This is a genomic window from Microbacterium sp. (assembly GCF_051953575.1).
GTDB lineage: Bacteria > Actinomycetota > Actinomycetes > Actinomycetales > Microbacteriaceae > Microbacterium.
This window is the reverse complement of the sequence record NZ_JBQCIP010000099.1, coordinates 1-26697: the sequence shown is the minus strand read 5'-3', so window position 1 is coordinate 26697 and position 26697 is coordinate 1. Positions and strand designations below refer to the sequence as shown.

The 26697-nt window shown below is 70.4% G+C and carries 23 protein-coding genes and 2 tRNA genes; 9 read left to right on the top strand and 16 right to left on the bottom strand.

Annotated features, from left to right (window positions below; all coding sequences use genetic code 11):
• From ACTHNQ_RS06825 to ACTHNQ_RS06815, 3 genes are all read right to left on the bottom strand, one after another.
• Positions 1-2003: family 78 glycoside hydrolase catalytic domain (locus ACTHNQ_RS06825; protein WP_440332238.1), on the bottom strand; the 2003-nt coding region annotated here is incomplete at its 3' end.
• A gap of 20 nt (positions 2004-2023) precedes the next feature.
• Positions 2024-2899, bottom strand: a complete 876-nt coding sequence (locus ACTHNQ_RS06820) for an MFS transporter (protein ID WP_440332236.1) — start codon at positions 2897-2899, stop codon at positions 2024-2026.
• Positions 2782-3363 (bottom strand): MFS transporter, encoded by a 582-nt coding sequence (locus tag ACTHNQ_RS06815; RefSeq protein ID WP_440332234.1) that lies wholly within the window; start codon positions 3361-3363, stop codon positions 2782-2784. Before ACTHNQ_RS06815 ends, ACTHNQ_RS06820 begins: the two co-directional genes overlap by 118 nt.
• A gap of 130 nt (positions 3364-3493) precedes the next feature.
• Between ACTHNQ_RS06815 and ACTHNQ_RS06810 the strand changes: the two genes are divergently transcribed.
• Both ACTHNQ_RS06810 and ACTHNQ_RS06805 read left to right on the top strand, forming a co-directional pair.
• Entirely contained in the window at positions 3494-4486 is a 993-nt protein-coding gene (locus ACTHNQ_RS06810) for a LacI family DNA-binding transcriptional regulator (protein ID WP_440332232.1), read from the top strand.
• Positions 4487-4547: 61 nt separating this feature from the next.
• The gene (locus ACTHNQ_RS06805) at positions 4548-5384 is read left to right on the top strand and encodes a PhzF family phenazine biosynthesis protein (protein ID WP_440332230.1); all 837 of its coding nucleotides are present in this window, start codon (positions 4548-4550) and stop codon (positions 5382-5384) included.
• Positions 5385-5400: 16 nt separating this feature from the next.
• Here the strand turns inward: ACTHNQ_RS06805 and ACTHNQ_RS06800 are convergent, their stop codons facing one another.
• Entirely contained in the window at positions 5401-6240 is an 840-nt protein-coding gene (locus ACTHNQ_RS06800) for a LysR substrate-binding domain-containing protein (RefSeq protein ID WP_018173101.1), read from the bottom strand.
• Between the two features lie 98 nt (positions 6241-6338).
• Between ACTHNQ_RS06800 and ACTHNQ_RS06795 the strand changes: the two genes are divergently transcribed.
• Entirely contained in the window at positions 6339-7691 is a 1353-nt protein-coding gene (locus ACTHNQ_RS06795) for an MFS transporter (protein WP_440332228.1), read from the top strand.
• Between the two features lie 109 nt (positions 7692-7800).
• Here ACTHNQ_RS06795 and ACTHNQ_RS06790 read toward each other — a convergent pair.
• The 6 genes from ACTHNQ_RS06790 to serS all read right to left on the bottom strand — a co-directional run bounded on the left by ACTHNQ_RS06790 (position 7801) and on the right by serS (position 13040).
• Positions 7801-7892 (bottom strand) — tRNA-Ser (locus ACTHNQ_RS06790).
• 75 nt (positions 7893-7967) lie between these two features.
• On the bottom strand, positions 7968-9257 hold the full coding sequence (locus tag ACTHNQ_RS06785) for an LCP family protein (RefSeq protein ID WP_440332226.1): 1290 nt from the start codon (positions 9255-9257) through the stop codon (positions 7968-7970).
• 35 nt (positions 9258-9292) lie between these two features.
• A complete protein-coding gene (locus ACTHNQ_RS06780) occupies positions 9293-10546 on the bottom strand; it encodes an LCP family protein (RefSeq protein ID WP_440332240.1) in 1254 nt (417 codons plus the stop codon).
• 98 nt (positions 10547-10644) lie between these two features.
• Positions 10645-10729: transfer RNA gene (locus ACTHNQ_RS06775), tRNA-Ser, on the bottom strand.
• Positions 10730-10866: 137 nt separating this feature from the next.
• Positions 10867-11775 (bottom strand): HAD family hydrolase, encoded by a 909-nt coding sequence (locus ACTHNQ_RS06770; RefSeq protein WP_440332225.1) that lies wholly within the window; start codon positions 11773-11775, stop codon positions 10867-10869.
• Positions 11772-13040, bottom strand: coding sequence for a serine--tRNA ligase (gene serS, locus ACTHNQ_RS06765; RefSeq protein ID WP_440332223.1), 1269 nt, complete (start codon positions 13038-13040; stop codon positions 11772-11774). Before serS ends, ACTHNQ_RS06770 begins: the two co-directional genes overlap by 4 nt.
• Before the next feature lie 86 nt (positions 13041-13126).
• Between serS and ACTHNQ_RS06760 the strand changes: the two genes are divergently transcribed.
• The gene (locus ACTHNQ_RS06760; protein ID WP_440332221.1) at positions 13127-14125 is read left to right on the top strand and encodes a diacylglycerol/lipid kinase family protein; all 999 of its coding nucleotides are present in this window, start codon (positions 13127-13129) and stop codon (positions 14123-14125) included.
• Between the two features lie 46 nt (positions 14126-14171).
• On the opposite strand, the gene ACTHNQ_RS06755 is transcribed toward ACTHNQ_RS06760, so the two are convergent.
• From ACTHNQ_RS06755 to ACTHNQ_RS06735, 5 genes are all read right to left on the bottom strand, one after another.
• Entirely contained in the window at positions 14172-15158 is a 987-nt protein-coding gene (locus ACTHNQ_RS06755) for a carbohydrate ABC transporter permease (protein WP_440332219.1), read from the bottom strand.
• Positions 15155-16126, bottom strand: coding sequence for a carbohydrate ABC transporter permease (locus ACTHNQ_RS06750; protein WP_440332217.1), 972 nt, complete (start codon positions 16124-16126; stop codon positions 15155-15157). The genes ACTHNQ_RS06755 and ACTHNQ_RS06750 overlap by 4 nt, the downstream gene beginning before the upstream one ends.
• Before the next feature lie 99 nt (positions 16127-16225).
• Complete coding sequence (locus tag ACTHNQ_RS06745) at positions 16226-17596, bottom strand: ABC transporter substrate-binding protein (RefSeq protein ID WP_440332215.1); 1371 nt, start codon at positions 17594-17596, stop codon at positions 16226-16228.
• A gap of 29 nt (positions 17597-17625) precedes the next feature.
• Positions 17626-19380, bottom strand: a complete 1755-nt coding sequence (locus ACTHNQ_RS06740) for a glycoside hydrolase family 13 protein (RefSeq protein WP_440332213.1) — start codon at positions 19378-19380, stop codon at positions 17626-17628.
• 326 nt (positions 19381-19706) lie between these two features.
• Positions 19707-20714, bottom strand: a complete 1008-nt coding sequence (locus ACTHNQ_RS06735) for a LacI family DNA-binding transcriptional regulator (RefSeq protein ID WP_440332211.1) — start codon at positions 20712-20714, stop codon at positions 19707-19709.
• A gap of 124 nt (positions 20715-20838) precedes the next feature.
• Here ACTHNQ_RS06735 and ACTHNQ_RS06730 point away from each other — a divergent pair, with 124 nt between their 5' ends.
• The 4 genes from ACTHNQ_RS06730 to ACTHNQ_RS06715 all read left to right on the top strand — a co-directional run bounded on the left by ACTHNQ_RS06730 (position 20839) and on the right by ACTHNQ_RS06715 (position 24458).
• Positions 20839-22191, top strand: coding sequence for a cryptochrome/photolyase family protein (locus tag ACTHNQ_RS06730; protein WP_440332209.1), 1353 nt, complete (start codon positions 20839-20841; stop codon positions 22189-22191).
• A gap of 57 nt (positions 22192-22248) precedes the next feature.
• A complete protein-coding gene (locus tag ACTHNQ_RS06725) occupies positions 22249-22890 on the top strand; it encodes an NADPH-dependent F420 reductase (protein ID WP_440332208.1) in 642 nt (213 codons plus the stop codon).
• Between the two features lie 144 nt (positions 22891-23034).
• Positions 23035-24108 carry an LLM class flavin-dependent oxidoreductase gene (locus ACTHNQ_RS06720; protein ID WP_440332206.1) on the top strand — a complete coding sequence of 358 codons (1074 nt, stop codon included), beginning with the start codon at positions 23035-23037 and terminating at the stop codon, positions 24106-24108.
• 101 nt (positions 24109-24209) lie between these two features.
• A complete protein-coding gene (locus ACTHNQ_RS06715) occupies positions 24210-24458 on the top strand; it encodes an SCO4226 family nickel-binding protein (RefSeq protein WP_026305786.1) in 249 nt (82 codons plus the stop codon).
• A gap of 10 nt (positions 24459-24468) precedes the next feature.
• On the opposite strand, the gene pheA is transcribed toward ACTHNQ_RS06715, so the two are convergent.
• Positions 24469-25446, bottom strand: coding sequence for a prephenate dehydratase (gene pheA, locus ACTHNQ_RS06710; protein WP_440332203.1), 978 nt, complete (start codon positions 25444-25446; stop codon positions 24469-24471).
• Positions 25447-25519: 73 nt separating this feature from the next.
• Between pheA and ACTHNQ_RS06705 the strand changes: the two genes are divergently transcribed.
• Positions 25520-26697, top strand: a 1178-nt coding sequence (locus ACTHNQ_RS06705; RefSeq protein WP_440332201.1) for a phosphoglucomutase, alpha-D-glucose phosphate-specific, incomplete at its 3' end; no start/stop codon positions are given.

The following is a 26697-nucleotide window of genomic DNA, read 5'->3' as shown; positions in this document are numbered from 1 at the left end:
TCGGCCGCGCGCTGCCGGGCGTCGGCGTCGTCGACGAGATCGAACTGCAGCGCGAGCGCATAGGCGGTCGCGGAGTCCGAGAGCAGCCGCCCCGAGCCGGAGACGTACTCACGGTGGAACGCCGCACGCACCTCGTCGGCGAGCGCTCCATAGCGGGCCGCGTCTTCGTCACGGCCGAGAAGGGCTGCGACATCCGCGACGATTCTCGACGAGCGGGCGAAGTACGCGGTCGCGACGATCTCGGGGTAGGTCTGCGCGGCCTCCGGCCGCCCGGCCGGCGCGGTCGGGTCGAGCCAGTCGCCGAACTGGAACCCCTTCGACCAGATCCGGTCATCGCCCGCTGCAGCACTGACCTCGTCGACCCACGCCGCCATGCTCTCGAACTGGCTCTCGAGGATGCCGAGGTCGCCGTACGCGCGGTAGATCGTCCAGGGCACGATGGTCGCGGCATCCGCCCACGCTGCCATCGGTCCCTGGTAGCCGGTCGTGATCGCCGGCACGACCATCGGCGTCCCGTCGTACCGGCGCTGCTCCGCCGCGAGGTCGCGCAGCCACGAGGTGAGGAAGCCGGCCGAGTCGTAGAGGAACTCCGCGGTCGGGGCGAACACCTGCAGATCCCCGGTCCAGCCCAGACGCTCGTCGCGCTGGGGGCAGTCGGTGGGCACATCGACGAAGTTGCCCCGCATGCCCCACACCGCGTTCTCGTGCAGTCGGTTCACGAGCGGGGCGGACGAGGTGAACCAGCCGGTGCGGCGCAGGTCGGAGTGCAGCACCTCGGCCACGACGTCCGTCGGGTCGAGATCGCCCGGCCAGCCGGTGACCTCGGCGTAGCGGAAGCCGTGGAACGTGAACCGCGGCGCCCACTCTTCGACCCCGTCGCCGCGGAGCGTGTAGGTGTCGGTCGCCTTTGCGGCGCGGAGCGGCCCCGTGGCGAGCTCGCCGTGCTCGAGCACCTCGGCGTGACGCAGGGTGATGGTCTGACCCGCCTCCCCCCGCACCCGGATGCGCAGACGCCCGACCAGGTTCTGCCCGAAGTCGAGGATCGTCCGTCCCGACGGGCTGGTCGTCACCTCGCGCACGGCGATCGTCTCGACGTGCCGGACGGGCGGGCCGTCGGGCGCCACAAGGGTGCCGCGATCGAGCTCCCGCACGGCGACGGGAGCCCAGGCACTGTCGTCGAAGCCGGCAGTCGACCACGCGGGGTCGTGGACTCGGGCGTCGAAGTCCTCACCGTTGTAGAGATCTGCCGACGTCATCGGGCCCGCCGCGGACCTCCAGTCGGATCCGGATGCCGCGACCTGCCGCTCACCGTCGGCATACTCGATCTCGACCTGGACGAACACGCCGAGCTCGGTGCCGTACAGCTCGCGGCGCCCGTCCCAGCCGAGGTACCCGCGCCACCAGCCGTCGCCGAGCCACGCGCCGATCGCGTTCGCCCCCGGTCTCAGCAGGGTCGTGACGTCGTAGGTCTGATACCGCAGGCGGCTCTCGTACGCGGTCCACCCGGGGGCCAGCTCCTGGTCGCCGACACGCGTGCCGTTGAGCTCCAGCTCGTACAGGCCGTGCGCCGTCGCATAGATGCGGGCGCGGGAGATCACGGCATCCCGGACCTCGAGCGAACCACGCACCAGCGGCGCCGCGACGGCGGCGTCGACCGGACCGACCATCTCTGCCCGCCACTCGGCCGCGTCGAGCAGGCCCGCCTCGACCGTGGCCCAGTCGCTCCATTCCGATGCCGCCGCGCCCTCGCCCGTCACGCGGACGCGGAGGGTGCGGCGCTCGCGGGAGCAGAGCGGTGCGAACGGCCACGCCACGAGCACCGACTCGGCGCTGTCGACGACGACGGTCCCGGCATCCGCGTCCTCGATCTCGTAGCGCGCCTGATGCCACCCTTCCGGCGCCTGCTCGACGATCCAGCTCAACCGAGGAGTGGACTCGCCGATCCCGAGGGCATCGGTGTGGTGCTCGAAGCGGAGCGGAGTGACGATGGGAACGGCGCTCATGGTGAGGATTCTCTCGGTGGTCAGCGGACGGAACGGATGCGGAGGACGACGAGCCCGCCGAGAAGCACGAGCACGGCCGCGATGACGTAGAGCAGCGTGTAGTTCTTCTCGGCGCCGGTGACTCCGACGAGCAGTACTGCCGAGGCAACCAGCGGGGCGACGGACTGCGGGATCGAGGTCGCGAAACCCGTGATGCCCATGAAGCGGCCGGCATCCGTGTCCTTCTCGGGCAGCACGTCCAGCAGAAGCGCCTGGTCGACCGCGGAGAACATGCCGATGCCCGCGGACACGATCAGCGATCCGGTGATGAGGGCCGCCACGTCACCGGTGAATGCCATGAGCAGCATCCCCACTGCCATCAGCGCACCGCCGAGCAGGACGAAGATCTTGCGGCGTCGCAGCCGATCCGAGAGGAATCCGCCGCCCAGCGCCCCCGCCGTGACCGCAAGGACCCCGACGCCGCCGAGAGCCGCGATGATTCCGGCGACCTCGCTCACGGCGACGCCGAGACGACTGGCGAAGAAGAAGGCAGTGAAGGTCGTGTTCAGGGTCAGGCCGAAGTAGAACAGGAACCGCCCGAGCCAGTTGAGCGAGAAGTCGGGGTACTGCACCGGGTTGTAGAGGTACTTCTTGAGCAGCCCGCTGAGGCCGATGCGCTCGCGAGGGAGGGCACGACTGTCGTCCTCGTGCACGAGCGTCACGAAGAGCGTGACCAGCACGACGCCGACCGCACCGGGAATGAGGAACAGCAGCAGCGGGTCGCCGGTCACGCCGAAGGTCAGGATGACGCCGAACACCGGGGCGACCTGGGTCGCGAAGCCCGTGAGCCCGGCGACCTTGCCGCGCTGGGACTCGGGCAGGCGATCGGCGGTCGAGATCTGCAGATTGCTGAGCACCGTCCCCATCCCCATTGCGCGAGGACCCATCCCAGACCCAGTACGAAGAGTGACGGCGCAAGGGCCATCACGACGAGCGAGACCACGCCGACGACCATGCCGCCCACCATGAAGGGGCGGCGACGGCCGAACCGGGTGCGGGTGCGGTCGCTCCACACGCCCATGAACGGCGCCGTCAGCATCACGAACAGGGCGCCGGCGCCGGTGATGTAGCCGAGCACCTCGTCGTGCCCGGGCGCGAGCTCGGCGACGCGGATCGAGAGCGAGATGGCGAGCGGCGTGATGAAGGCCATGAAGACGCCGAACTGCGCCAGCACCATGAACCAGATGTAGCGAGCACCCACCTTCGGCAGGTCGGTGGGTCCGGCGGTCGCGGTCTGGTCCAGCTCCACTGCGTTCACGGCCGGTGCGGGGGTGGATGCCGGGAGCGGCGTGATGAGCGGTTCGTCGTTGCTCGGGGTCATCTCGGGACTCCATTGTCGAGTGACGTGCACGGTCGGGCGACGGGCACGATCGGGTTACTAGCGCGTGCTAGCGGGTGAACAGGATGCTACGTTACTGTCACTAGCGCGCGCAAGTCCCGAGGAGGATCGGATGCCGGGAACCACGGTGAAGCGGGTCACCGCAGCCGACGTCGCCCGCTCGCTCGGCCTCTCCCGCGCGACCGTCGGCTTCGTGCTCAACGACACCCCCGGGCAGACGATCCCCGAATCGACGCGTGAGCGCGTGCTCGCCGAAGCGAAGCGACTCGGCTACCGCGCCAACTCGGCGGCCCAGGCGCTGGCCAGCGGGCGAAGCCGCATCGTGCTGCTCGTACTGCCGGACTGGCCGCTGGACTACAGCATGCGCACGAACCTCGACGAGGCATCCCTCGCGCTCGACGAGGCCGGCTACTCGCTGGTCACCATGACCCCCCACCCCGGCGGTCACGCCAGACCGCTGTGGGAGACGCTCCGCCCCGACGTCGTCGTCGGGATGGCGCCGTTCACGCCGGAACAGCTCGCCGAGATCCGCAGCAGCGGCGTGCAGCAGATCATCCCGCCCGTCGCGGCGGGCGAAAGCGGCGCCGCCGGCGAACTGGGCTTCGCGGAGGGCCCTCGGCTCCAGGTGGACCACCTTCTCGACCGGGGATGCCGTCGGCTCGCGTTCGCGGCATCCGCTGATCCACGGATCGCGGAGCTCGTCGGGCAGCGTCGCGAGCTCGCGCGCCGGACCCTGCTGGAGCGGAACGGTTCGGCGTTCGCGGCGGAAGCGGCCGTCGACGAATCCGATGCGGCGGCACAGCTGCGCGCGTGGGTGGACGACGGCATCGACGGGATTGTGGCCTACAACGACGACATCGCCGCCATCATGCTCGGCGCCGCCGTCCGCGCCGGCATCCGCGTCCCCGGGCAGTTGGCGATCGTCGGTCACGACGACACTCCCCTCGCGCGGCTCATCGTGCCCGCACTCACGACCGTGAGAGTCGACAACGTCGGACTCGGCCGCTACCTCGCCGAGCTCGCCCTGAGCGCAGCGACCGGCTCTGCCCCGCCGATCGCCGGTCCCGAGACCGACGCGCACCTCGTCGTCCGCGAGACTGCCTAGCCGCTGTTCCGTGTGCGCGAGTCCATCGGCGGTCCCGGCCGGCCGGGCCTAGGTTGAGACCGTGACCCTGCGCCGATACACCGAAGTCGACGTGTTCTCCCCGACCCCCTACCGCGGGAACCCCCTCGCGGTCGTGCACGATGCCGAGGGGCTGACGGGCGAGCAGATGCAGCGCTTCGCCAAGTGGACGAACCTGTCGGAGACGACGTTCCTGCTGCCGCCCATCGATCCCGGTGCGGACTACCGGGTCAGGATCTTCACCGGCAGCGAGGAACTGCCCTTCGCCGGGCACCCGACGCTGGGATCGGCTGCGGCATGGCTGGCTGCCGGAGGCTCCGCGAACAGCGAAGGCATCATCGTCCAGGAGTGCGGCGCCGGACTGGTCGTCGTGCGCACGGACGGCCGTCGGTTCATATTCGCGGCTCCGCCTCTGACCCGCTTCGGACCCGTCGACGAGACCATCGTGCTTCGCATCGCCGCCGCCTTGCGCATACCGCGCGAGCACATCATCGACACGTCGTGGTTGGTGAACGGCCCGGAGTGGATCGGCGTGCGACTGGCCGCCGCCCGCGAGGTGCTCGCACTGCACCCCGACCCCTCAGCGCTCGGCGACCTGAGCATCGGCGTCGTCGGACCGCATCCGACCGGACACCAGACCCAGTTCGAAGTGCGCGCCTTCATCGGCGAGGATCCGGTGTGGGAGGACCCGGTCACCGGAAGCCTCAACGCCGGCCTGGCGCGTTGGCTGTCGGAGGCGGGGATCGCGGACCGGCGATACGTCGCCGCCCAGGGAACGGCTATCGGCTACCAGGGCCGGGTTCACGTGGACATCGAGGACGGGCAGATCTGGGTCGGCGGCGATGTCAACCACTGCGTCACCGGCGAGGTCGACCTCTAGCGAGACGAGCCGAGCCTCAGCGGCTGGTGACGATCGCGTTGACGAGGGCCTCGATGGGTGCGCGGGCCGCCCGCGGGTTGTCGAGCAGCACGAAGTCGACCTCGCTGAGCTGCGGCAGCGCCCACGCCGCGGGGGCGAGGTCGAGCGTCTCCGGCACCATGGTCCGTGGGAACACCGCGACGCCGAGTCCCGCTCGCGCGGCCGCGGTCGCTCCGTTCACCTCGCGCACGTTGCAGGTGATCCGCCAGCTGCGGCCAGCGCTCTCGAGGGCGTCGATGGCCGCCGCGCGCGAGATGCTGGGCGGTTGGTAGACGATCAGCGGCACGGGACCCTCAGGGTCCATGGTGAAGGAGCGGTGCGCGACCCACAGGTGACGCTCCCGGCGGACCAGCCGCCCCTCGGGCGCCCCCGACTCCTGCTTGACATAGACGAGATCGAGCTGCCCGGCGCGCAGGCGGCGCGCCAGTGAACCGCTCTGCGCCACCGTGAGCTCGAGGTTGATCTGCGGGTAGAGCTGGCGGAAGTTGCGCAGGATCTTGGGCAGCTGCGTGAGCGCAAGATCATCCGCAGACCCGAAGCGGATCCGGCCGCGCATGGCCGAGCCGGTGAAGTACGACGCGGCCTCGTCGTGAGCGGCGAGGATGCTGCGCGCGAACCCGAGCATGGCCTGGCCGTTGTCGGTGAGCGCCACCCTTCGGGTGTCGCGCACCAGCAGCTGGCGACCCGCCGCGGCCTCGAGCTTGCGCACCTGCTGGCTGACGGTCGGCTGACTGAGCCTCAGCATCTCGGCCGCCCTCGTGAAGCTCAGCGTGTCGGCCACGGCGACGAAGCTGCGCAACAGCTGCGGATCGAACACGGCACCTCCCTTGCCGGGACAGTCTATTGACGAATCCAATGACATTGATAGGTGCGATTCTGCTTCGCAATCTCTCGCCCGTGGCTAGCGTCGAACGGGTGAGCACCACCCGCGCCCCGGCCGCCTCTGCACCCGTCGATCTCTTTGCCGAGCCGGTGACGGCGCCGATCCCGGTGCTCGACGGGCGACGCGGGTGGCGCGAGACGTTCAGCGCATTGAGCGCGCACAACTACCGGCTGTATATGTCGTCGATGATGCTCGCCAACGTCGGCGGCTGGATGGCGAGAATCGCGATCGACTGGCTGGTGTTCGAGCTGACCGGCGACGTCGCGATGGTCGGGCTGGTGGTCGCTCTGCAGTTCGCCCCCACGCTGCTGCTCGGGCCGTGGGCCGGCGTGATCGCGGACCGGTTCTCGCGGCGCAGAACCCTGATGATCACCCAGTCGATCGGGACCATCGCCAACTCCGTCCTGGCGGCACTCGTCCTCACCGGGTACTGCGAACTCTGGCAGGTGCTGACCGTCGCGCTCATCACCGGCACCTCCATGGCGATCGACGGCCCCAGCCGCTCCGCATTCGTCTCCGAGATGGTGGGCACTCATCGCCTGCGCAACGCGATCAGCCTCAACGCCGCGGTGTTCCACTTCTCCGGGCTCGTCGGCCCCGCGCTCAGCGGCATGCTGATCGTCGTCGTCGGCTCCGGCTGGTCGATCGCGGTCAATGCGACGGCATCCCTCATCGCGGTCGTGGCGCTCACCTTCATGCGCCCGGGCGAACTGGTTCGGATGCCGGGCGCCCCGCGCAGCAGGGGCCAGATCCGTGAAGCGCTCCGCTATGCGATCGGCAAGCCCACCATCCTCTGGCCGCTGCTCATGCTCGCCGTCGTCGCCGTGTTCGGCATGAATCTGCCGGTGCTCTTCACCGCCTCGGCCGACGAGACGTACGGGACGGGTGCCACCGGCTACGGCCTGTACAGCTCGCTCGCTGCTCTCGGCGCTCTCATCGGCGCCGTGCTGTCGACGCGTCGACGGGTCCTGCGGCTGCGCACGATCGTGCTGGCGACGATGCTGTACGGCGCGGTCACCGCCTTCGCCGGCGTCGCGCCGACGTACGGGCTGTTCCTCGGCGCTGTCGTGGCCATCGGCATATCGCGCCTCACCTTCGCGACGGCGGCGGAGTCGCTGACGCAACTCTCGACGAACATGGCGATCCGAGGCCGGGTGATGTCGTTCTACTTGATGACGGTCACCGGAGGTCAGGCCCTGGGCGGCCTCATCATCGGATCGATCGCGGAGACGGCCGGCGTGACCACGGCCTTCCTGGTGGCCGGCGGCGCCCCCCTGCTCGCCGGGACCATCGCCTGCGTCACGCTCGCCCGATCGCGGCGCCTTCGGCTCGTCGTGCGGTCGCGACGGATCCGGGTCGTACCCATGGGCGCGCTCGAACCGTAGGCGCGCCGCCGGCCGCGACCGAAGGATCCGCGCTCCTGCGCCCTCGTGGCATGAAACCGGAGCCCTCGCAGCATGAACGAGAAAACCCCCGGAAGGCCGGGGGCTTTTCTGGCGGAGACGGAGGGATTTGAACCCTCGGTCCCCTTACGGGGACTCCACCTTAGCAGGGTGGTGCACTAGGCCTGACTATGCGACGTCTCCAGGCATCCTGTGCTCGCGAGCAACCGGATGCGCCCAGCAATCATAACCGGTCGGCGGCGCTGCGCCGAACCACGGTCATTTCTGCGGGAGCGTGCAGGTGGCGTCCTTGGCGGTCTGACCCGTGATCGCCGACGGCAGTTCGACGCGGCCCTCCTCGGCGGGCGGGGTCGCGGCATCCGCCTCGCCCTCGGGCGGGGTCGTCGCCCCGGCGTCGTTGGCGCCGGGTGTGGAACCCGTATCGGGCTGAGTGGCCTCGCCGGTGATCTCGATCGCGTTGCCCCCGCTCGCCTTGCCGGTCAGCTGGAGCGGCTGGTTGGCGGCGAGCGCGTCGAACAGGGCCTTCGCGGCATCCTTCACCGGGAGCACTCGGCTCGCGCCGACCCCGGACGCGTACACCGTCGGGTACTGCACGAAGACGATGTCTTCGAACGGGACGTCCTTGACCGCCATGGCGATCTGCACCATCAGGGTCGGATTCGCCAGTCCGGACGAGAGCACCAGCTGCCCTGCCTGCACCTGGTTGATGAACGTGGTCGCGAGACTGAACAGCGTGGCCGGGTTCGACAGCACCGCGTCGGATCGCAGCTTGCGGACCATCGAGCTCATGAACTGCTGCTGGTTCGAGATGCGGCCGAGGTCGGACCCGTCGCCGATGCCATGGCGGATGCGGAGGAACTGCAGCGCCTCCACGCCCTGGAGCGTGTGCGTGCCCGCCTTCAGATGAAGCCCGGTGTTGACGTCGTTGATGTCGCCGGCCACGCATACGTCGACGCCGCCGATGGCGTTCGAGACGTTGATGACGCCGGTCCAGCGGATCGCCGCGGCGAAGTCGATGGTGATCTTGTCGTTGCCGATCAGTCCTTCGACGGTGTCGACGGTGCAGCCGAGGCCGCCGTACCAGTACGAGGCGTTCAGCATCTGCGACGACATCGCCGAGGTCTTGCCGGTGCCGTCCGGCTTGTCGCATGCCGGAATCGGCACGAGCATGTCGCGAGGGAACGAGACGACGGTCACACGCCGCGGCTCGTCCGAGATGTGCACGAGCATCGTGACGTCGTTGCGCTCGCCCTCGGTGTCGTGGTTCTTGCATGCGCCCGAGAGCTGCTCGTTCTCGCCCTCGCACGAGTCCGTGCCGACGAGCAGGATGTTGACGCCGCCCTCGATCGCCCCGAGCGACGGGGGCAGCGGCTTGTCCTTGTCGAGCACGACGGCGTTGCTGGCGATGGCCTGCGAGGCGTCCCACAGGTTGTAGGCCGTGAGCCCGACCGCGCTCACGCCGACCACGCCGAGCACCACGGCGAACATCGCGAGCAATGAGACGAGCGGATGCCGCGAGCGCAGCGCTCCGTGACGCGCGATCGTCACCTGGCCCTTCCTAGAGGGCCCCTTGCCTGCCGCCATCAGCCCTTGGACCTCACGTTGCCGGCCGAGCAGGTCTGCTGCGCGGCGTTCTGGCCGGGGATGTTCTGCGGGAGCGCGACCGGGGTGTCGGTCGGCGCCGGCGTGGCGTTCGGGTCGGTCGTCGCGGTCGTGTCAGGCGTCGCCGGCTCGGTCGCACCCTCGGTCGGCTGGGGGTCGGCCACGATGACGCCGCCGGTGAGGTCCTGGTCGTGCGTGACCTCGATCGCCTCGTTGGCCTCGAGGGCCGCCCAGAGCGCCTTGGCCGACTCGTAGTCCGGCACCACGCGGTTGTCGTCCGCGGGGTCGGTGAGCACGGGGTACTGCACGAACACGATGTCTTCGAACGGCACGCCCTTGACCGCCAGCGCGATCTGCACGAGCGTCATCGGGTTGGTCAGCGACTTGCTCGGCGTGATGTTGTCGACCGCCGTGGTCGCCAGCTTGTACAGCGTGGCGGGGTTCGAGAGGACCTCGTCGCTCACGAGCTTGCGGGCGAGGCTCGACATGTACTGCTGCTGATTCGAGATGCGGGCGAGGTCGCTGCCGTTCTCGAGGCCGTGGCGCGTGCGCAGGAACTGCAGGGCCTCGACGCCCTGGATGGTGCGCTCACCGGCGGGCCAGTTGATGCCCGTGTACATGTCTTTGATGCCGCCGTTGCCGATGCAGACCGATACCCCGCCGATCGCATCGGTGATGTTGATGACGTTGCCGAAGCTCACCTTGGCCGCGAGCGGGATGTTCTGGCCGCTGAGCTCCTTGATGGTCTTCGCGACGCACGACAGCCCGCCGTAGCCCCAGGCCGCGTTGATCTGCGTCTTGCTCGTCGCCGGCGTCGCCGAGCCGTCCTCGCGCGTGCAGGAGGGGATCGGCACCATCAGGTCGCGGGGGAACGACACCACGGTCACGCGACGCGGGTTGTCCGAGATGTGGACGAGCATGTTGACGTCGTTGAGCTGGCCCTCGGCGTCGGCACCCGTGCACCGGTCGCCGAACAGGTAGGCGTACTCCTTCTCGCACTCGTCGGTGCCGACCAGCAGCAGGTCGACGCCGCCCTCGATCGCCCCGATGTCGGGCGGGACCGTTCCCTGGCCTTCGAGGTCGACGGCGCCGTCGGCGAAGCTGGCGACGACATCCGTCGCGGCGTACGCGGCGACGCCCGCACCCGACACGAGCAGCACGGCCGCGACGATGCCGACGATCTTCATCACGAAGCCGACGGGGCCGGGAGTGCGCAGTTCACCGTGGCGCGCCACCGTGCGGCGGCCACGACGAGCATGCTTTGTCGCCTGTGTCACTCGGTTCCTCTCGGGGATGCTGCCTCGCGGTCCACCCCCCCGGTACCGACGTTCTGCGGAGGGTGTGGGATTCGAACCCACGGGACATTGCTGCCCACTGGTTTTCAAGACCAGGTCCATCGGCCGCTCGGACAACCCTCCCGACCGATCCCACCTCTGGAGGCGATATCCGTCGAACAGGGGTCGAGTCTAGCCGACAAGCCCAGCCGTCATTCTTCCAATGCCGGCTGGCAATCCTCTGGAAAGCGCACGCCGCGACACTCCGGGCGCTCTGACATTCACAGGCGGCGCAACACCGCCGCGACACCGCCGGCCTGCACCGACGTGGTGGTCTCGCCGGCGGCATCCCGGACCTCTTGAGGGCCCTGGGCCATCGCCACCGCGCGACCGCCGTTCTCGAGCGCCCAGCGGAACATGCCGACGTCGTTACGTCCGTCGCCCATGACCAGCACGTGCTCGGGGTCTATGCCGAGCGCGTTACGCACGCGTTCGAGTCCGGTGCTCTTGTCGACGCCGAGCGGGGCGATGTCGAGCCACGCCGTCCAGCCGACGGCATACGAGACGTGGTTGAGTCCGATGCGAGACACGAGCTCCACGAAGTCCTGCTCGCCCTGATCCGGCGAGACCACGACGACGCGGCACACGGGCTGTGCGGCGAGCTCTTCGAAGGTGACGCGGCGGGCGTGGGTGAGGTTCCAGTCTTCGAGGGGCTCGGTGTACAGGCGCTGCCCGTCGGCGAGCTCGACCATGTAGCGCGCGTCAGGCAGGTGGTCGCGCAGCTGCTGCAGCACCTGGCGCGGATCGAAGGTCTCGACATGCCACCGCTCGTACCGCAGCTCGTCGGCTTCGATCCGCTTGAGCACGACGGCGCCGTTCGAGCACACGGCGAACTCGGGGGCGATGCCGAGGACGCGGAGGATGCCGCGGGTGCCCTCCCAGCTGCGCCCGGTGGCGACCATCACCTCGTGCCCGGCGCGATGCGCGTGCTCGACGGCATCCACGACTCCGGGGCTCAGCGATTCGTCCTCGAGGATGACGGTGCCGTCGATGTCGAGAGCGATGAGCAGGCGCTCGGTGCGGACCTGCGGATCCTCGGTGTCGCGCGCGACCTGCTCGACGAGTCTGGCGGCCTTCTTGGGCTTGACGACCTTGATGGACCCCGTCGCGGGCAGGTGCGCGTCGCTCACGCGATCGGCTCCAGGACCTCGAGTCCTCCGAGGAAGGGACGCAGCACTTCGGGCACGGTGACCGAGCCGTCCTCGCGCTGATGTGTCTCGAGCAGCGCGACGATCCAGCGGGTCGTGGCGAGGGTGCCGTTGAGGGTGGCGACCGGCTGCGTCTTCGCGGCGTCCTCGGGACGGTAGCGGATGTCGAGGCGGCGGGCCTGATAGGTGGTGCAGTTCGAGGTCGACGTCAGCTCGCGGTACGCGCCCTGGGTGGGCACCCACGCCTCGACGTCGTACTTGCGTGCGGCGCTCGAGCCGAGGTCTCCGGCGGCCACGTCGATCACGCGGTACGAGAGCCCGAGGTCCTGCAGCATCCCCTCCTGCAGGGCGACCAGGCGCAGGTGCTCGGCCTCGGCGTCCTCGGGCGTCGTGTAGACGAACATCTCGAGCTTGTTGAACTGGTGCACGCGGATGATGCCGCGGGTGTCCTTGCCGTACGAGCCGGCCTCGCTGCGGTAGCACGTCGACCAGCCGGCGTAGCGCTTGGCGCCGCGCGACAGATCGAGGATCTCGCCCATGTGGTAGCCGGCGAGCGGAACCTCGCTCGTACCGACGAGGTACAGGTCCTGGTCTTCGAGGTGGTACACCTCGGCCGAGTGCTTGCCGAGGAAGCCGGTGCCCTGCATGACCTCGGGACGCACGAGCGTCGGCGGGATCATCGGCGTGAAGCCGGCCTGCAGCGCGCGGTCGAGCGCGAGGTTCATGAGCGCGATCTCGAGGCGCGCGCCGACGCCGGTGAGGAAGTAGAAGCGGCTTCCCGACACCTTGGTGCCGCGCTCCATGTCGATGGCGCCGAGCTTCTCGCCGAGCTCGAGGTGGTCGCGCGGCTCGAAGCCGAACGCGGGGATCTCGCCGTGCGTGCGCAGCGTGACGAAGTCGTCCTCGCCACCCGCGGGGACCCCGTCGACCACGATGTTCTCGATGCGGCCGAACGCCTCTGCGGATGCCTCCTCGGCGACGCCCACGGCGTGCTGGGCCTGCTTCACCCGCTCGCTGAGCTCCTTGGCCTCGGCGACCAGGGCCGCCTTCTCGTCCTTGGGAGCCTGCGCGACGCGCTTGCCGTGCGCATTCTGCGCCGCCCGGAGCTCTTCGAACGCCGTGATGGCCGCCCGCCGCGCGCGATCGGCCTCGATCGCTGCATCGACGGTGTCGGGCGATTCGCCACGCGCCTCCTGCGAGCGCTTGACCAGCTCGGGATTGTCGCGGAGCAGCACGGGATCGATCACCCTGCAAGCTTAGCCGCGGGCCGGGATGCGGCATCCGCCCGCCCGGGACGAGCGTCGCCCGCGGGTGCCCGCACTAGGGTGAACCCATGAACGAAGCCGCCGCCGCCGCGAGGCGCGCCGCGCTCGTCTACAACCCGATCAAGGTGGATGCGCCGACGCTGCGCGCGACCGTGACGCGTCTGTCGGCGAACGCCGGCTGGGCGGAGCCGCTGTTCTACGAGACCACCATCGAGGACCTCGGCGACGGCGTCGCACGCGACGCGCTCGCGGCCGGCGCCGACGCCGTCCTGGTGGCCGGCGGCGACGGCACGGTGCGCGCGGTGTCGCAGGCGATGGACGGCACCGGGGTGCCCCTCGCGATCGTGCCCAGCGGCACCGGCAACCTGCTCGCGCGCAACCTCAAGCTGCCGCTGACCGACCCGGCCGCGATGGTGCGGGCCGTGTTCGAGGGCGACACCCTGGCGATCGACGTCGGCTGGTGCCGCATCACGCGGCCCGGCGGCGACACGGCCGAGCACGCCTTCGTCGTGATGGGCGGGATCGGTCTCGACGCCGCGATGATCGCCAACACGCGGCCGCAGCTCAAGAAGACCGTCGGGTGGGTCGCGTACGTCGACGGTGCGGCGCGGTCGCTGCCCGGCGCCAAGCCGTTCCGGGTCATGTATCAGCTCGCGGGACGCCGGCTGCACTCGACGCGGGTGCAGAGCGTGCTGTTCGCGAACTGCGGGTCGCTGCCTGCCGGCCTGGAGCTCATCCCGGGGGCGTCGGTCGCCGACGGCGACCTCGACGTCGTCATCTTCCAGCCGAAAGGGCTGTTCGGCTGGCTGTTCGTCTGGCGCCGCGTCGCATGGGACAACAGCGTGCTGCGCCGGTTCCGTGCCGGGCGCCAGGTGCTGTCGCTGCGGACCAAGGACAACTCGGTCGTCTACGCGCGCGGTGCCGGCATCGAGCTGGCCGCGCAGGAGTCGCGGCCCGTCCAGCTCGACGGCGACGAGTTCGGCATGGCCTCCGCCGTCCGCGTGCACGTCTCTCCCGGCGGCCTGCTCGCAGTGGTCCCGCGCGGGCACGACACGACGGGCCTGTGAACGATGCGGATGCCGGGGGCCCGGCATCCGCTCCACCGAAGCCCTCTCAGCCCTTGACGGCGCCGCCGAGGCCCGCCGACCGCAGGAACACGGACTGGAACAGCAGGAACATCGCGATCGGGATCAGGGTCGCGATCGCGAGGGCTGCCAGGAACACGTCCAGCTCGGTCTGGCTGGCGACGGCCGGCAGCCGCACCGACAGAGGCTGCACCGCCGGGTTCGGCAGCACGAGCATCGGCCAGAGGTAGTCCTTCCAGGCGGCGATGATCGCGAACACCGACACGACGCCGAGGATCGGCTTCGACATCGGCAGCACGATCGACCAGAACAGCCGGAAGGGGCCCGCGCCGTCGGTCTTGGCGGCCTCGAACACCTCTCGCGGAAGGCTGTCGAAGAACCTCTTGACGAGCAGGATGTTGAACGCGTTGGCGGCCATGGGCAGCCACACCGCCAGGTAGTTGTTGAGCATGCTCGCGTCACGGCCGAGCAGCGGCGGAGACACGATCGTGAGGTACAGCGGCACGAGCAGCACGATGCCGGGGATGAAGAGAGTGGCCAGCACCAGCGCGTTGAGCACCGGCGCGTACTTCGGCCGGAGCACCGACAGCGCGTAGCCCGCGGTGGTCGCGATGAACAGCTGCGTGAACCAGGCCCCCGCGGCGATCACGATGGTGTTGAAGAAGTACTGGTCGATGTGGATGTCGTTCCACGCGGTCGACAGGTTCGCCCAATCGACCCCGTTCGGCCACAGCGCGAACGGCTGCTGGATGGTGTCCTGCGTCGGCGTGATCGCGGACTTGGCCAGCCACAGGATCGGCCCGAGCCCGGCGATCACGAGCGATACCGAGAGGAAGACGTGGGTCACCGTCATCCCGAACCGTGTGCCGGGGCGGCGGCGCTCCGACGCCGAGACGATCGAGCGCTCCGACAGGTCGTCGAGGGATTCGCGTCTGCGGGCACCGCCGGGGCCACGCCGCGACAGGAAGCCCCGCATCCCTTCGCGGCGCTCGGCGTTCGTGATCGAGGTGGTCATGAGGTGCTCCAGCGGTTCGTGAGCTTGAAGTACAGCCAGGACAGGATCGCGAGCACGATGGCCAGCAGCACCGACACCGCGGTGGCTTCGCCGTAGTCGCCGCCCAGACTGTTGCGGAACGCCTTGTCGTAGATGTACAGCAGGATCGTCTTGGTCGCGCCCGCCGGCCCGCCGCCGGTGAACAGGAACGGCTCGAGGAACACCTGCGCGGTCGCGATGACCTGCAGGATCAGCATGATGAAGAGGATGCCGCGCAGCTGCGGCAGGGTGACGTGCCAGATCTTGCGCCAGATGCCGGCGCCGTCGACCTCGGCGGCGTCGTACAGCTCCGGCGGCACCGACAGCAGCGCTGCCAGGTAGATGATGATCGAGCCTCCCGCGGCGGCCCACGTGGCCTCGAGCACGAGGGACGGCATGGCCTGCACCGTCGACGAGATCCAGGGCTGCGGCGGGATGCCGACCCAGCCGAGCACGGTGTTGAACACGCCGTTCGGCGAGGAGTCGTAGAAGAACTTCCACAGCAGCACCGCCACCACGGGCGGGATGACCACCGGAAGATACGCGAGCGCCGAGTAGAAGCCCTTGCCGCGACGCACCTCGCTCACGAGCACCGCCATGAGCAGCGGCAGCGGGAAGCCGAACAGCAGCGCCAGCAGGGCGAAGTAGATCGTGTTGACGACGGCGCGCCCCAGCTGCGGGTCGCTCAAGACCGCGACGTAGTTGTCGAGGCCGACCCACTCCGACACGATCAGGTTCGTCTTCTGCAGGCTCATGATCACCGACTGGACGATCGGCGACCACGAGAAGAAGGTGAAGACGAACACCATCGGCAGGACGAACAGCAGGTTCGTCAGCCCGCCGCCCCGGTACCACGTGAGAGGGCTGCGTCGCCGTCTGCGCTGCAGGGGCGGTGCGGGCGGCGGTGGCGCCGCCGCGGGGGCGGGTCGCTCCGGAAGGGTCGCGGTCATCGTCGGCCTTGCTGTGTCGGGTGGTGAGTGGCGTCAGGGCGGAGGGATGCCGCCCCCCGGGGCTTCGAGAAGCGCCGGGGTGCGGCATCCGGACGTCTGCTACTCGTCGAGCAGCGCCTGAGCGTCGGTCTGCGCCTGAGCGAGAAGCGCGTCGATGTCGGCGTTCTGGTCTGTCAGCACCGTCTGGACGACGGTGTCGAGCAGAGCGTAGACCTCCTGGGTCGACTTCTTCGGCTCGCCGACCGGGGTCTGGTCCCAGATGTTGTCGGTGAAGGACGTCATCTGGTCGCGCGGCACGTTGATGTACGGCTCGATCCAGGTGAGCGACTCCTCGTAGAGCTCACGGCTGAGCACGGGGAGCACCGGCGTCCCGACGGCCTGGTCGGAGTCGGCGAGCGCCTTGGCGTCCTGCACCGCGGCATCCTTGTCCATGAGCTTCTGCATGTAGTACCAGTCGATCCACTCGACGGCGGCCTCCTTGGTGGGGTCGTCGACGGTGGGGCTGATGACGGCGATGTCGCCGCCGCCCAGCGTGCCCGGATCGTCACCCTCGACCGGCACGACACCGAGACCGTAGATGTCCGGGTCGAGGCCGAAGTCGCGCACGAGCGCCGTGTAGACGTCGGAGCCCGACGTGTACATGCCGATGTTGCCGGCGGCGAACTCCTGGTTGATCGTGCCCCAGTCGAGGTCGACCTTCGAGCCGAACGAGTCGTCCTCCCACTTGAGGTCGTGCAGGAACTGCAGCGTCGCCTTGGTGGCGTCGTTGTCGATCGTCGAGGTCGCGGTGCCGTCCTCGTTGTCGGTCTGGGTGCGGCCGCCGCGCGCGACGGTCTGCGCCGTCAGCTGCCAGCCGCCGGTGTTGTTGGTGGCCATCTGCGCGTAGCCGGCCTTGCCCGTCGCGTCGTGGATCTTCTTCGCGTACTCGCGCACCTCGTCCCACGTCGTCGGCGGCTGGTCGGGGTCCAGGCCTGCCTGCTCGAACAGGTCGCGGTTGTAGTGGAGGCCCATCGCGTAGGCCTGGCGCGGGAAGCCGTAGATCTTGCCGTCGTCGCCGGTCACCCCGTCGAGGATGATCGGGTTGAAGCTGTCCTCGTAGCCGAGGTCCTTCATCTCGGCCGTGACGTCCATGAGCTGGCCGTTCTCGAGCAGCGTCTTGGAGTCGGTGAACGGCACCGTGAACACGTCGGGCAGGCTGCCGCCGGCGAGCTGCACGGCGAACGTCGGGCCTTCCCACTCGTACTCGACACCGATGATGTCGATGTTCGGGTGCTCCTTCTCGAACTGCTTCTCCTGCGTGGCGAACGCGTCGTACGCCGCGGCGTCCGCGCCGGGCGGGAACGTCGCGACACGCAGTTCGATCTTTCCGTCGCTGCTGCCGTCGCCGCCTGCCGCAGAGCAGCCGACGAGCGCGCCGACGGTCGCGAGGGTGGCGGCACCGGCGAGCAGGACCCGTGCTGGTGACTTCATCGTCATTCCTTTCATATGGTGCGTCCGCGTCAGCCTCTCGGCGCGGGCGCCTCCGTGGTGGTGGTGTTGGGGGTGTGGGACGGGGTCTCCAGACGCAGCCAGACGGCGGCGTCACCGGGCAGTTCGCCGGCCTCGAGCGGCGCGCTCGAGAGGAGGACGGTCGCGCCGGGGGGCAGCGCGACCGGGTCTTCGCCGGCGTTGACGACACACGCGAACGTGTCGCCGCGCCGGAAGGCGAGCAGGTCGGCGCCGTGCCCGGTGCCGGCGCGACCGGCGAGACCGGGTGCGTCGTCCCACCAGGTGAGCGGTCCGTCGCCGAGCTCGGGCAGGTCGCGACGCAGCCGCAGGGCCGCGCGGTACAGGTTGAGAGTGGACGCGGGATCGGCCTCCTGGGCTTCGACCGTGAGCGCGCTCCACGCCTCGGGCTGGGGCAGCCACGGCTCGGTGCCGTCGGCGCTGAAGCCGAACGGCGCGCGGTCGCCGGCCCACGGCAGCGGCACCCGGCATCCGTCCCTCCCGGGATCCGTGCCGCCGGAGCGGAAGTGCATCGGGTCCTCGATGAGGTGCAGCGGCAGGTCCTCGACCTCGGGAAGGCCGAGCTCGTCGCCCTGGTAGATGTACAGGCTGCCGGGCAGCGCTGCGACCAGCAGCGCGGCCGCGCGGGCCCGGTGCAGGCCGAGCTCGGGGTCGGTGGGCACGCCGAAGCGCTTCTTGAGGAACGCGAACGCCGTGTCTTCGCGGCCGTAGCGGGTCACCGGGCGCGTGACGTCGTGGTTGCTCAGCACCCACGTGCTGGGTGCGCCGACGGGCGCGTGGGCTTCGAGGGTCGCCGCGATCGATTCCCGGAAGGATGCCGCGCCCCAGGGCCGCGCCAGGAAGTCGAAGTTGAAGGCGGTGTGCATCTCGTCGGGACGCAGGTAGTTCGTGAACCGCACGATGTCGGGCACCCAGACCTCGCCGACGAGCACGCGGGTGCCCGGGTACGAGTCGGCGATCGCACGCCACGAGCGGTAGACGTCGTGCAGCTCGTCGCGGTCCTCGGTCGGGTGCTGGCCCGGGCCCGCCTTCTCGCCGACCTCGGGGAGCTCGGGGTCCTTGATGAGGAGCGCGGCGGAGTCGATGCGCACGCCCGCGACGCCGCGGTCGAACCAGAACCGCAGGATGTCCTCGTGTTCGCGCCGGACGTCGGGGTGGTTCCAGTTGAGGTCGGGCTGTTCGGGAGTGAACATGTGGAGGTACCACTCCCCCGGCGTGCCGTCGGGGTTGGTCGTGCGCGTCCACGTCTCGCCCTGGAAGCTCGAGACCCAGTGCGTCGGGATCTCGTCGCCGTCCGGCCCCTTGCCGGGGTGGAACCAGAACCGCTCACGCTCGGGGCTGCCGGGTCCGGCGGCGAGCGCCGCCTGGAACCAGGGGTGCTGGTCGCTCACGTGGTTGGGGACGACGTCGATGATGGTGCGGATGCCGAGCGCCAGGGCTTCTTGGATCAGCAGCTCGGCCTCTTCGAGCGTGCCGAACCGCGGGTCGATGTCGCGGTAGTCCTGCACGTCGTAACCGCCGTCGGCCAGCGGGCTCGGGTACCAGGGGTTGAACCAGATGGCGTCGACCCCGAGGTCCTTGAGGTAGCCGAGGTGGGCGCGCACACCCGCGAGGTCACCGGTGCCGTCGCCGTTCCCGTCCGCGAAGCTGCGCACGTAGACCTGGTAGATGACGGCGGAGCGCCACCACAGCGCGTCGTCGCCCGCGGGCACCACATGTGCGCCGGGCGTCAGGACCTCGGTGTCCACAGAACTCCTCGTTCGTCGTTGAAAGGACTCGATGGAGAGAATGTACGACGCTGGACCGGTTTACGCAACTCTTCGACAAAGTCACGCAAGATCACGATTGCGCAACGCTCCATCCGGTTGCGGCGACGGTGGTCCGTCGGAATTCGCCGCAGGACGGCGTCGGTGGCGGCCATATGGCACGGTTCGCGCTCGGACCGGGGGGCGGGGCGGCGGCGCGGGACGGCGCACCGGGGCAGCGGCGCGGCGCGGTACACCCCAGCGGCACAGCGGCGCAGGAGGGTAGGGGCGCAGCGGGGCAGCTGGGCAGCGCAGTGGCTGCAGCGGGTTCAGCGAGCGGCGGGGCCCGTGGAGGCGCGGAGCACCAGCTCGGGCTCGAAGAGCAGCTCGTCGCCCGCCTCGGTGGTGCCGGCGATCTGCGACAGCAGCAGGTCGATGACGGTGCGGCCCATCGACTCGATCGGCTGCCGCACGGTCGTCAGGGGCGGCTCGGTGCAGCTCATCAGGAACGAGTCGTCGTAGCCGACCACGCTGACGTCTTCCGGCACGCCGAGGCCTGCCCGGCGGGCGGCGCGCACCGCACCGAGGGCGAGCGGGTCGCTCGCGCAGACGACGGCTGTCGCGCCGGCGGCGAACAGGCGGGATGCCCCGGCCTGCCCCGATTCGAGCGAGTACAGGCCGCGCACCACGAGGCTCTCGTCGAGGGGCGCTCCCAGGCGCTCCAGCAGGCGCCGGGCCGCGGCGAGCTTGCGCTGCGAGGGGATGTGGTCGAGGGGGCCGAGCAGCAGGCCGATGCGGCGGTGCCCCAGCTGGTGGAGGTGCTGGATCGCCTGCTCGGCCGCGGCGGCGTCGTCGGTGGACACGGTCGCGAAGTCGAGTGCGTCGATGCGGGCGTTCACCAGGACCGTCGGGAGGTTCACCTGCCGGAGGCGCTCGTAGTGCTCGTGCGCGGCGTCGGCCTGGCTGTAGTTGCCGCCGAGGAAGATCACGCCCGACACCTGCTGCTGCAGCAGCAGCTCCACGTAGTCGGACTCGGTGATGCCGCCGGCGTTCTGCGTGCACAGCAGCGGCGTGTACCCGTTCTGCGTCAGCCCACCGCCGATGATCTCGGCGAGCGCGGGGAAGATCGGGTTCTGCAGCTCCGGCAGCACGAGTCCGACCAGGCGGGCACGCTCGCCGCGCAGCTTGGTGGGCCGCTCGTAGCCGAGCACGTCGAGCGCCGTGAGCACGGCCTGTCGCGTGGCATCCGACACCCCCGGTTTGTCGTTGAGCACACGGCTGACGGTGGCTTCGCTGACCCCGACCTTGCGCGCCACTTCGGCGAGACGCTTCGACATGCGCTCAGTGTACGCAAGAACTTGCAGGATCGCGCAAGCGGACGCAAGCGGTCGGATACCGCGTGGCGCGGCGACCAGTTGTCAAGGTCCGCGTCCGGCGAGGCGGGCGGGGCAGGATGGGGCCATGGCCCGACCGTCGATCGTGTGGTTCCGCGATGATCTCCGTCTCGCCGACAACCCCGCGCTGCGCGCCGCGATCGACCGCGGCGAGCCCATCATCGCCCTCTACGTGCTCGACGAGGAGTCCCCCGGCGTGCGCGCGCTCGGGGGCGCTGCGCGCTGGTGGCTGCATCACTCCCTCGCCTCGCTGGGCGAGCGGCTGCGCGAGCGCGGGGCGACCCTGGTCCTGCGGCGCGGACCCGCCGCCCAGGTGGTGCGGGAATTCGTGACGGATGCCTCGGCCGGCGCCGTCTTCTGGAACCGGCGCTACGGCGGCCCCGAGCGCACGATCGACGCCGCACTGAAAGCCGGCCTCCGCGAGGACGACGTCGAGGTCGCGTCCTTCGCCGGCTCGCTGCTCTTCGAGCCGTGGACGGTCACGACCGGCGCCGGAACGCACTTCTCGGTCTTCACGCCCTTCTGGCGCGCGTGCCTCGCACTCCCGGCCCCGCGGTCGCCCCTGCCGGAACCGCGCGAGGTCGACGGCGTTCGACAGGCTCCGGCATCCGACTCCCTCGACGACTGGGGCCTGCTGCCGCAGCATCCGGACTGGGCCGGCGGGCTGCGCGAGACGTGGGAGCCGGGCGAGCCGGCGGCGCGACGACGTCTGCGAGACTTCCTCGACCATGACCTCGCGGCCTACGACCGGGCGCGCGACGAACCCGCCGCCGGCGCGACGTCTCTGCTGTCGCCGAGGCTGCGGTGGGGAGAGGTGAGCCCGCACACCGTCTGGCACGAGACGGTCGGGGCCGGCCACGGCGGCCGCTTCCTGTCCGAGCTCGGGTGGCGGGAGTTCGCGTGGCACACGCTGTTCCACTTCCCGGGCCTTGCGACCGAGAGCCTGCGGCCGGAGTTCGACGCGTTCCCGTGGCCGCCGCTCGACCGCACCCGACTCGAGGCGTGGCAGCGGGGGCGCACCGGGATCCCCCTCGTGGACGCGGGCATGCACGAGCTCTGGACGACGGGCTACATGCACAACCGGGTGCGGATGGTGGCGTCATCCTTCCTCGTGAAGAACCTGCTGATCGACTGGCGGCACGGGGAGCAGTGGTTCTGGGACACGCTCGTCGACGCCGACGAGGCGAACAACCCCTTCAACTGGCAGTGGGTCGCCGGCTCCGGCGCGGACGCCGCCCCGTACTTCCGGGTGTTCAACCCCGAGCTGCAGGCCAAGAAGTTCGATCCCGACGGCCGCTACATCCGGGAGTGGACCGCAGGCACTCCGAGCGAGACGATCGACCCCCTCGTCGACCTCGGCGAGAGCCGCAAGGCGGCGCTCGCGGCGTACGAACGCGTCAAGCGGGGGGCACGCGCCTGACCGCGGCCACGCGCCGGCTTCGGAATGGGATGCCGCACCCCGCGGTTGCCCACCGTCATGACGACAATCGGAATCATCGGTGCAGGACACATCGGCAGCGCCCTCGCGCAGGCCTTCTCGGGACTCGGCTACGACGTCGTGATCGCCAACTCGCGGGGCCCCGAGACGCTGGCGGACCTCGTCGCGGAGCTGGGCCCCAAGGTCACCGCGGCGACCGCCGCGGACGCCGCCGAGGCCGCCGACATCGCCGTGGTCACGGTTCCCCTCAAGGCCATCGGCGACGTGCCGGTCGCGCCGCTCGCGGGCAAGATCGTGCTCGACACCAACAACTACTACTTCGAGCGCGACGGCCACATCGACGCACTCGACCGCGGCGAGACGACCACCTCGCAGATCGTGCAGGAGCACCTGCCCACCTCGAAGGTGGTGAAGGCGTTCAACCAGATCCTCGCCGCAGACATCAACACGACCGGGCTTCCCGCGGGCACGCCGGACCGTCGCGCGCTGGGCACCGCGAGCGACCACGACGACGCCGTCGAATTCGTCACGGGCGTGTACGACGCGCTGGGCTTCGACACGGTCAGCGCCGGCCCGCTGAGCGAGTCGTGGCGGCTGGAGCGCGACCGGCCGGCGTATGTCGTCCGGCAGAACGCCGACGAGCTGCGCGCGAACCTCGCGATCGCCAACCGCCTGCCCTGACCCCGCCGGGCGCGCCCGTGTCCCCGGAATCGACCGCCTGCGCCGCCCGCAGGCGGCGCATTCCAGGGCACGGGTGTGGGGCGGATGCCGGAGCTCCCCGCCGATCCGGAATAGAGGCGGCGCCGGAGAGGGTTGTCGGTAAGGATGAACGACGTCTCCCCCGCCCCGGCTCCCCTGTCCCTCTCGGTCCTCGACCTGGTGCCCGTGCGAACGGGGCAGACGAGCGCGCAGGCGGTGGCGGCATCCCTCGCCCTCGTCGACGCGGCTGATCGCCTGGGCTACCGGCGCTACTGGTTCGCCGAGCACCACAACATGCCCGCCGTCGCCTCGACGACGCCTCCGGTGCTGGCGGCGGCCGCCGCCGCGCGCACCTCGCGGATCCGCCTGGGGTCGGGAGGCGTCATGCTGCCGAACCACTCCCCGCTCGTGGTCGCCGAGCAGTTCGCCGCGCTGGAGGCGCTGGCGCCCGGGCGCATCGACCTCGGCATCGGCCGGGCACCCGGCTCCGACCCCGTCATCACGCAGCTGCTGCGCCAGAGCGGCACGACGAGCGACGTCGAGCGGTTCCCCGACCACGTGCGCGACATCCTGTCGCTCGTCGCCCCCGACGGCGCCGCGCTGCGGTTCACCTCGGGCGGCACCTACGACGTGCACGCGACGCCGGCCGCGACGACGACCCCCGAGGTGTGGTTGCTGGGTTCGAGCGACTACTCGGCACAGCTCGCGGCCGCGCTCGGGCTGCCGTACGTGTTCGCCAACCACTTCTCGGGCACCGGCCTCGAGCGGGCCCTGGAGCTGTACCGCACGGCCTTCGTGCCGTCCGAGACGCTGTCGGCGCCGCGCACGTTCCTCACGGCCAACGTGCTGGTCGCCCCGACGCAGACCGAGGCCGACGAGCGCTCCCTGCCGAACCTGCGCATGACCGCGCGGCTGCGCACGAACCGCCCGCTCATCCCCCTCGAGACGGTGGAGCAGGCGATCGTCGGAGCCGCCGACTTCGACGCGCTGGGCGAATCGATCATGACCTCGGCGCGCGCCAACTGGTTCGTCGGCGAGCCGGGGGCCGTGGCATCCGATCTGCGCGCCTTCGCGACGACCCACGGGGTCGACGAGGTCATGATCTCGCCGATCGCCGGCGCGTACGAGAACGAGGACCTGGATGCCTCGCCCGGCCGCGTGCAGACGCTCGAGCTCCTGGCGGCCGAGCTCGCGCTCTGAGCCCCAGGCGCCCGCCGGAACTCCCGATTGACGCACCGCCGGGCCGGGCGTATACCGGTGCTGCGACAGCCGCCCGGGCTGTCGGGGGGGGGAGGCGCGACATGCCTGAATTCATGGACGTCCACCACGGGATGGTGGGCATCACCGCCGAGGGGCTGAAAGAGGCGCACGAGGCGGATCTGGCGATCCAGGGCGAGGAGGACGTCACCTTCAAGACAGCGTGGGCCGACCCCGAGACGGGCGTCGTGTTCTGCCTGTCCGAAGCGCCCTCCAAGGAGGCGGTCATGCGCATCCACGAGCGCACCGGCCACCCCGCGGACGAGGTCCACGAGGTCCCGCTGGTCGTCTGACCTGTCCGGGTCAGTCGGCGTCGGGCTCGCCCGAGAGCAGTCCGCGCAGCCAGTCGCGTGCCTCGACGAACACGTCGTCGGCGTAGCGCTCGGGGTAGTGGACGACCGCGCGGTCGGCGCGCGGGTACGACCCGAGGAACGTGACGCGCGGACTGAACCGGCGCAGGCCCATGAGGGCGTCGGCCATGCGCTCGTCCTGCAGGTGTCCGTCGGCGTCGACCACGAACCGGTAGCGGCCGAGCTCGTCGCCGATCGGCCGCGAGGCCAGCAGCGACAGGTTGATGCCGCGCGTCGCGAACTGCTCGAGCATCTCGAGCAGGGCGCCGGGATGGTCGTCGGGCAGCTCGACGATGAGCGACGTCTTGTCGGCGCCGGTCGGCGCCGGCGGGACCACCGTGCGCGCCACGAGCACGAAGCGCGTGACGGCGTTGGGGTTATCGCCGATGTTCGAGGCGAGGAGCTCGAGCTCGTGGTGCTCGAGGATGCCGGGAGGGGCGATCGCGGCGTCGGCGTCGCTCGATCCGTCGAGGAGCCCCATGGCGCTGGCCACGTTGCTCGCGGCAGGGACGTGGGAGTGGGCGGGCATCTCGCGCGACAGCCACTGCAGGCACTGGGCGTACGCCACCGGGTGGGCCGCGATCAGCCCGACGTCCTCGAGACGGGCACCCGGACGGCCGACGAGCACGAACTCGACCGGCACCAGGTACTCCCCGACGATGCGCAGTCCGGGGATGGTCGCGAGCGCGTCCTGCGCCGTCGACACGCCGCCGTCGACGGAGTTCTCGATGGCGATCATGGCCGCGTCCGAGCGGCCCTCGACGACGTCGGCCAGCGCCTCGCCGACGTTGCGCACCGGGCGCCACTCGTGGCCGCGCGCCTCGGGGACCTGCGCGAGCGCGGCCTCCGTGAACGTCCCCGCGGGGCCCAGGTAGCTGTAGGTGCGGCGCACGGGGGCGGGGTCCTGGGTACCGGGGAGCTCGGAAGTCACGCGTGCCAGCCTATTCCGGTCCACTCGCGACGCGGACCGTGCGCGCGGGCCGCGAGCCAGGCAGACTAGGCGCATGAGTCGCGCAGGACAGCCCGCCGAACCCTCCGACCTCATCGACATCGATGAGCTGATCGCCGCCTACTACGACATCTCGCCAGACCCCGCGGTCGCCGAGCAGCGCGTGGTCTTCGGCACGAGCGGCCACCGCGGGTCGTCGCTGTCGGGCAGCTTCAACGAGACGCACATCCTCGCCACGACGCAGGCGATCGTCGACTACCGCCGGTCGCAGGGGATCGAGGGGCCGCTGTTCCTCGGCCGCGACACGCATGGGCTGTCGCAGCCCGCCGAGCGCAGCGCGATCGAGGTGCTGCTCGCGAACGGCGTGGACGTGCGCGTCGACGCCCGCGACTCCTGGGTGCCGACGCCCGCCCTGAGCCACGCGATCCTCACGTACAACAGGGGTCGCGCGACCGACGACCCCGGCCGGGCCGACGGCATCGTGGTCACCCCGTCGCACAACCCGCCCCGCGACGGCGGCTTCAAGTACAACCCGCCGCACGGTGGTCCCGCCGACACCGACGCCACGGGCTGGATCGCCGACCGCGCGAACCAGCTCATCGCCGACGGCCTCACCGAGGTGAAGCGCGAGCGGTTCGCCGACGTCGACTGGGACGCGATCACCGGGTACGACTTCCGCGACGCGTACGTGCGCGACCTGCCGTCGATCATCGACCTCGACGCGATCCGCAGCGCGGGCGTGCGCATCGGGGCCGACCCCCTCGGCGGGGCGTCGGTGGAGTACTGGGCGCTGATCGCCGAGATGCACGACCTCGACCTCGACGTGGTGAACCCCGAGGTCGACCCGACCTGGCGTTTCATGACCCTCGACTGGGACGAGAAGATCCGGATGGATCCGTCGTCTCCGTCGGCGATGGCGTCCCTGGTCGCCCGCAAGGGCGACTACGACGTGCTCACCGGGAACGACGCCGATGCCGACCGGCACGGCATCGTGACCCCGGATGCAGGGCTCATGAACCCCAACCACTACCTCGCCGTCGCGATCGACTACCTCTTCTCCCACCGCGAGCAGTGGCCGCGCGACGCCGCAGTCGGCAAGACCCTCGTGTCGTCGATGATCATCGACCGGGTGGCGGAGTCGCTGGGCCGCCGTCTGGTGGGGGTGGCGGGCGGGGTCAAGTTGTTGGTGGCCGGGCTGCGCGACGGCACCGTCGCCGTCGGCGGCGCGGCGTC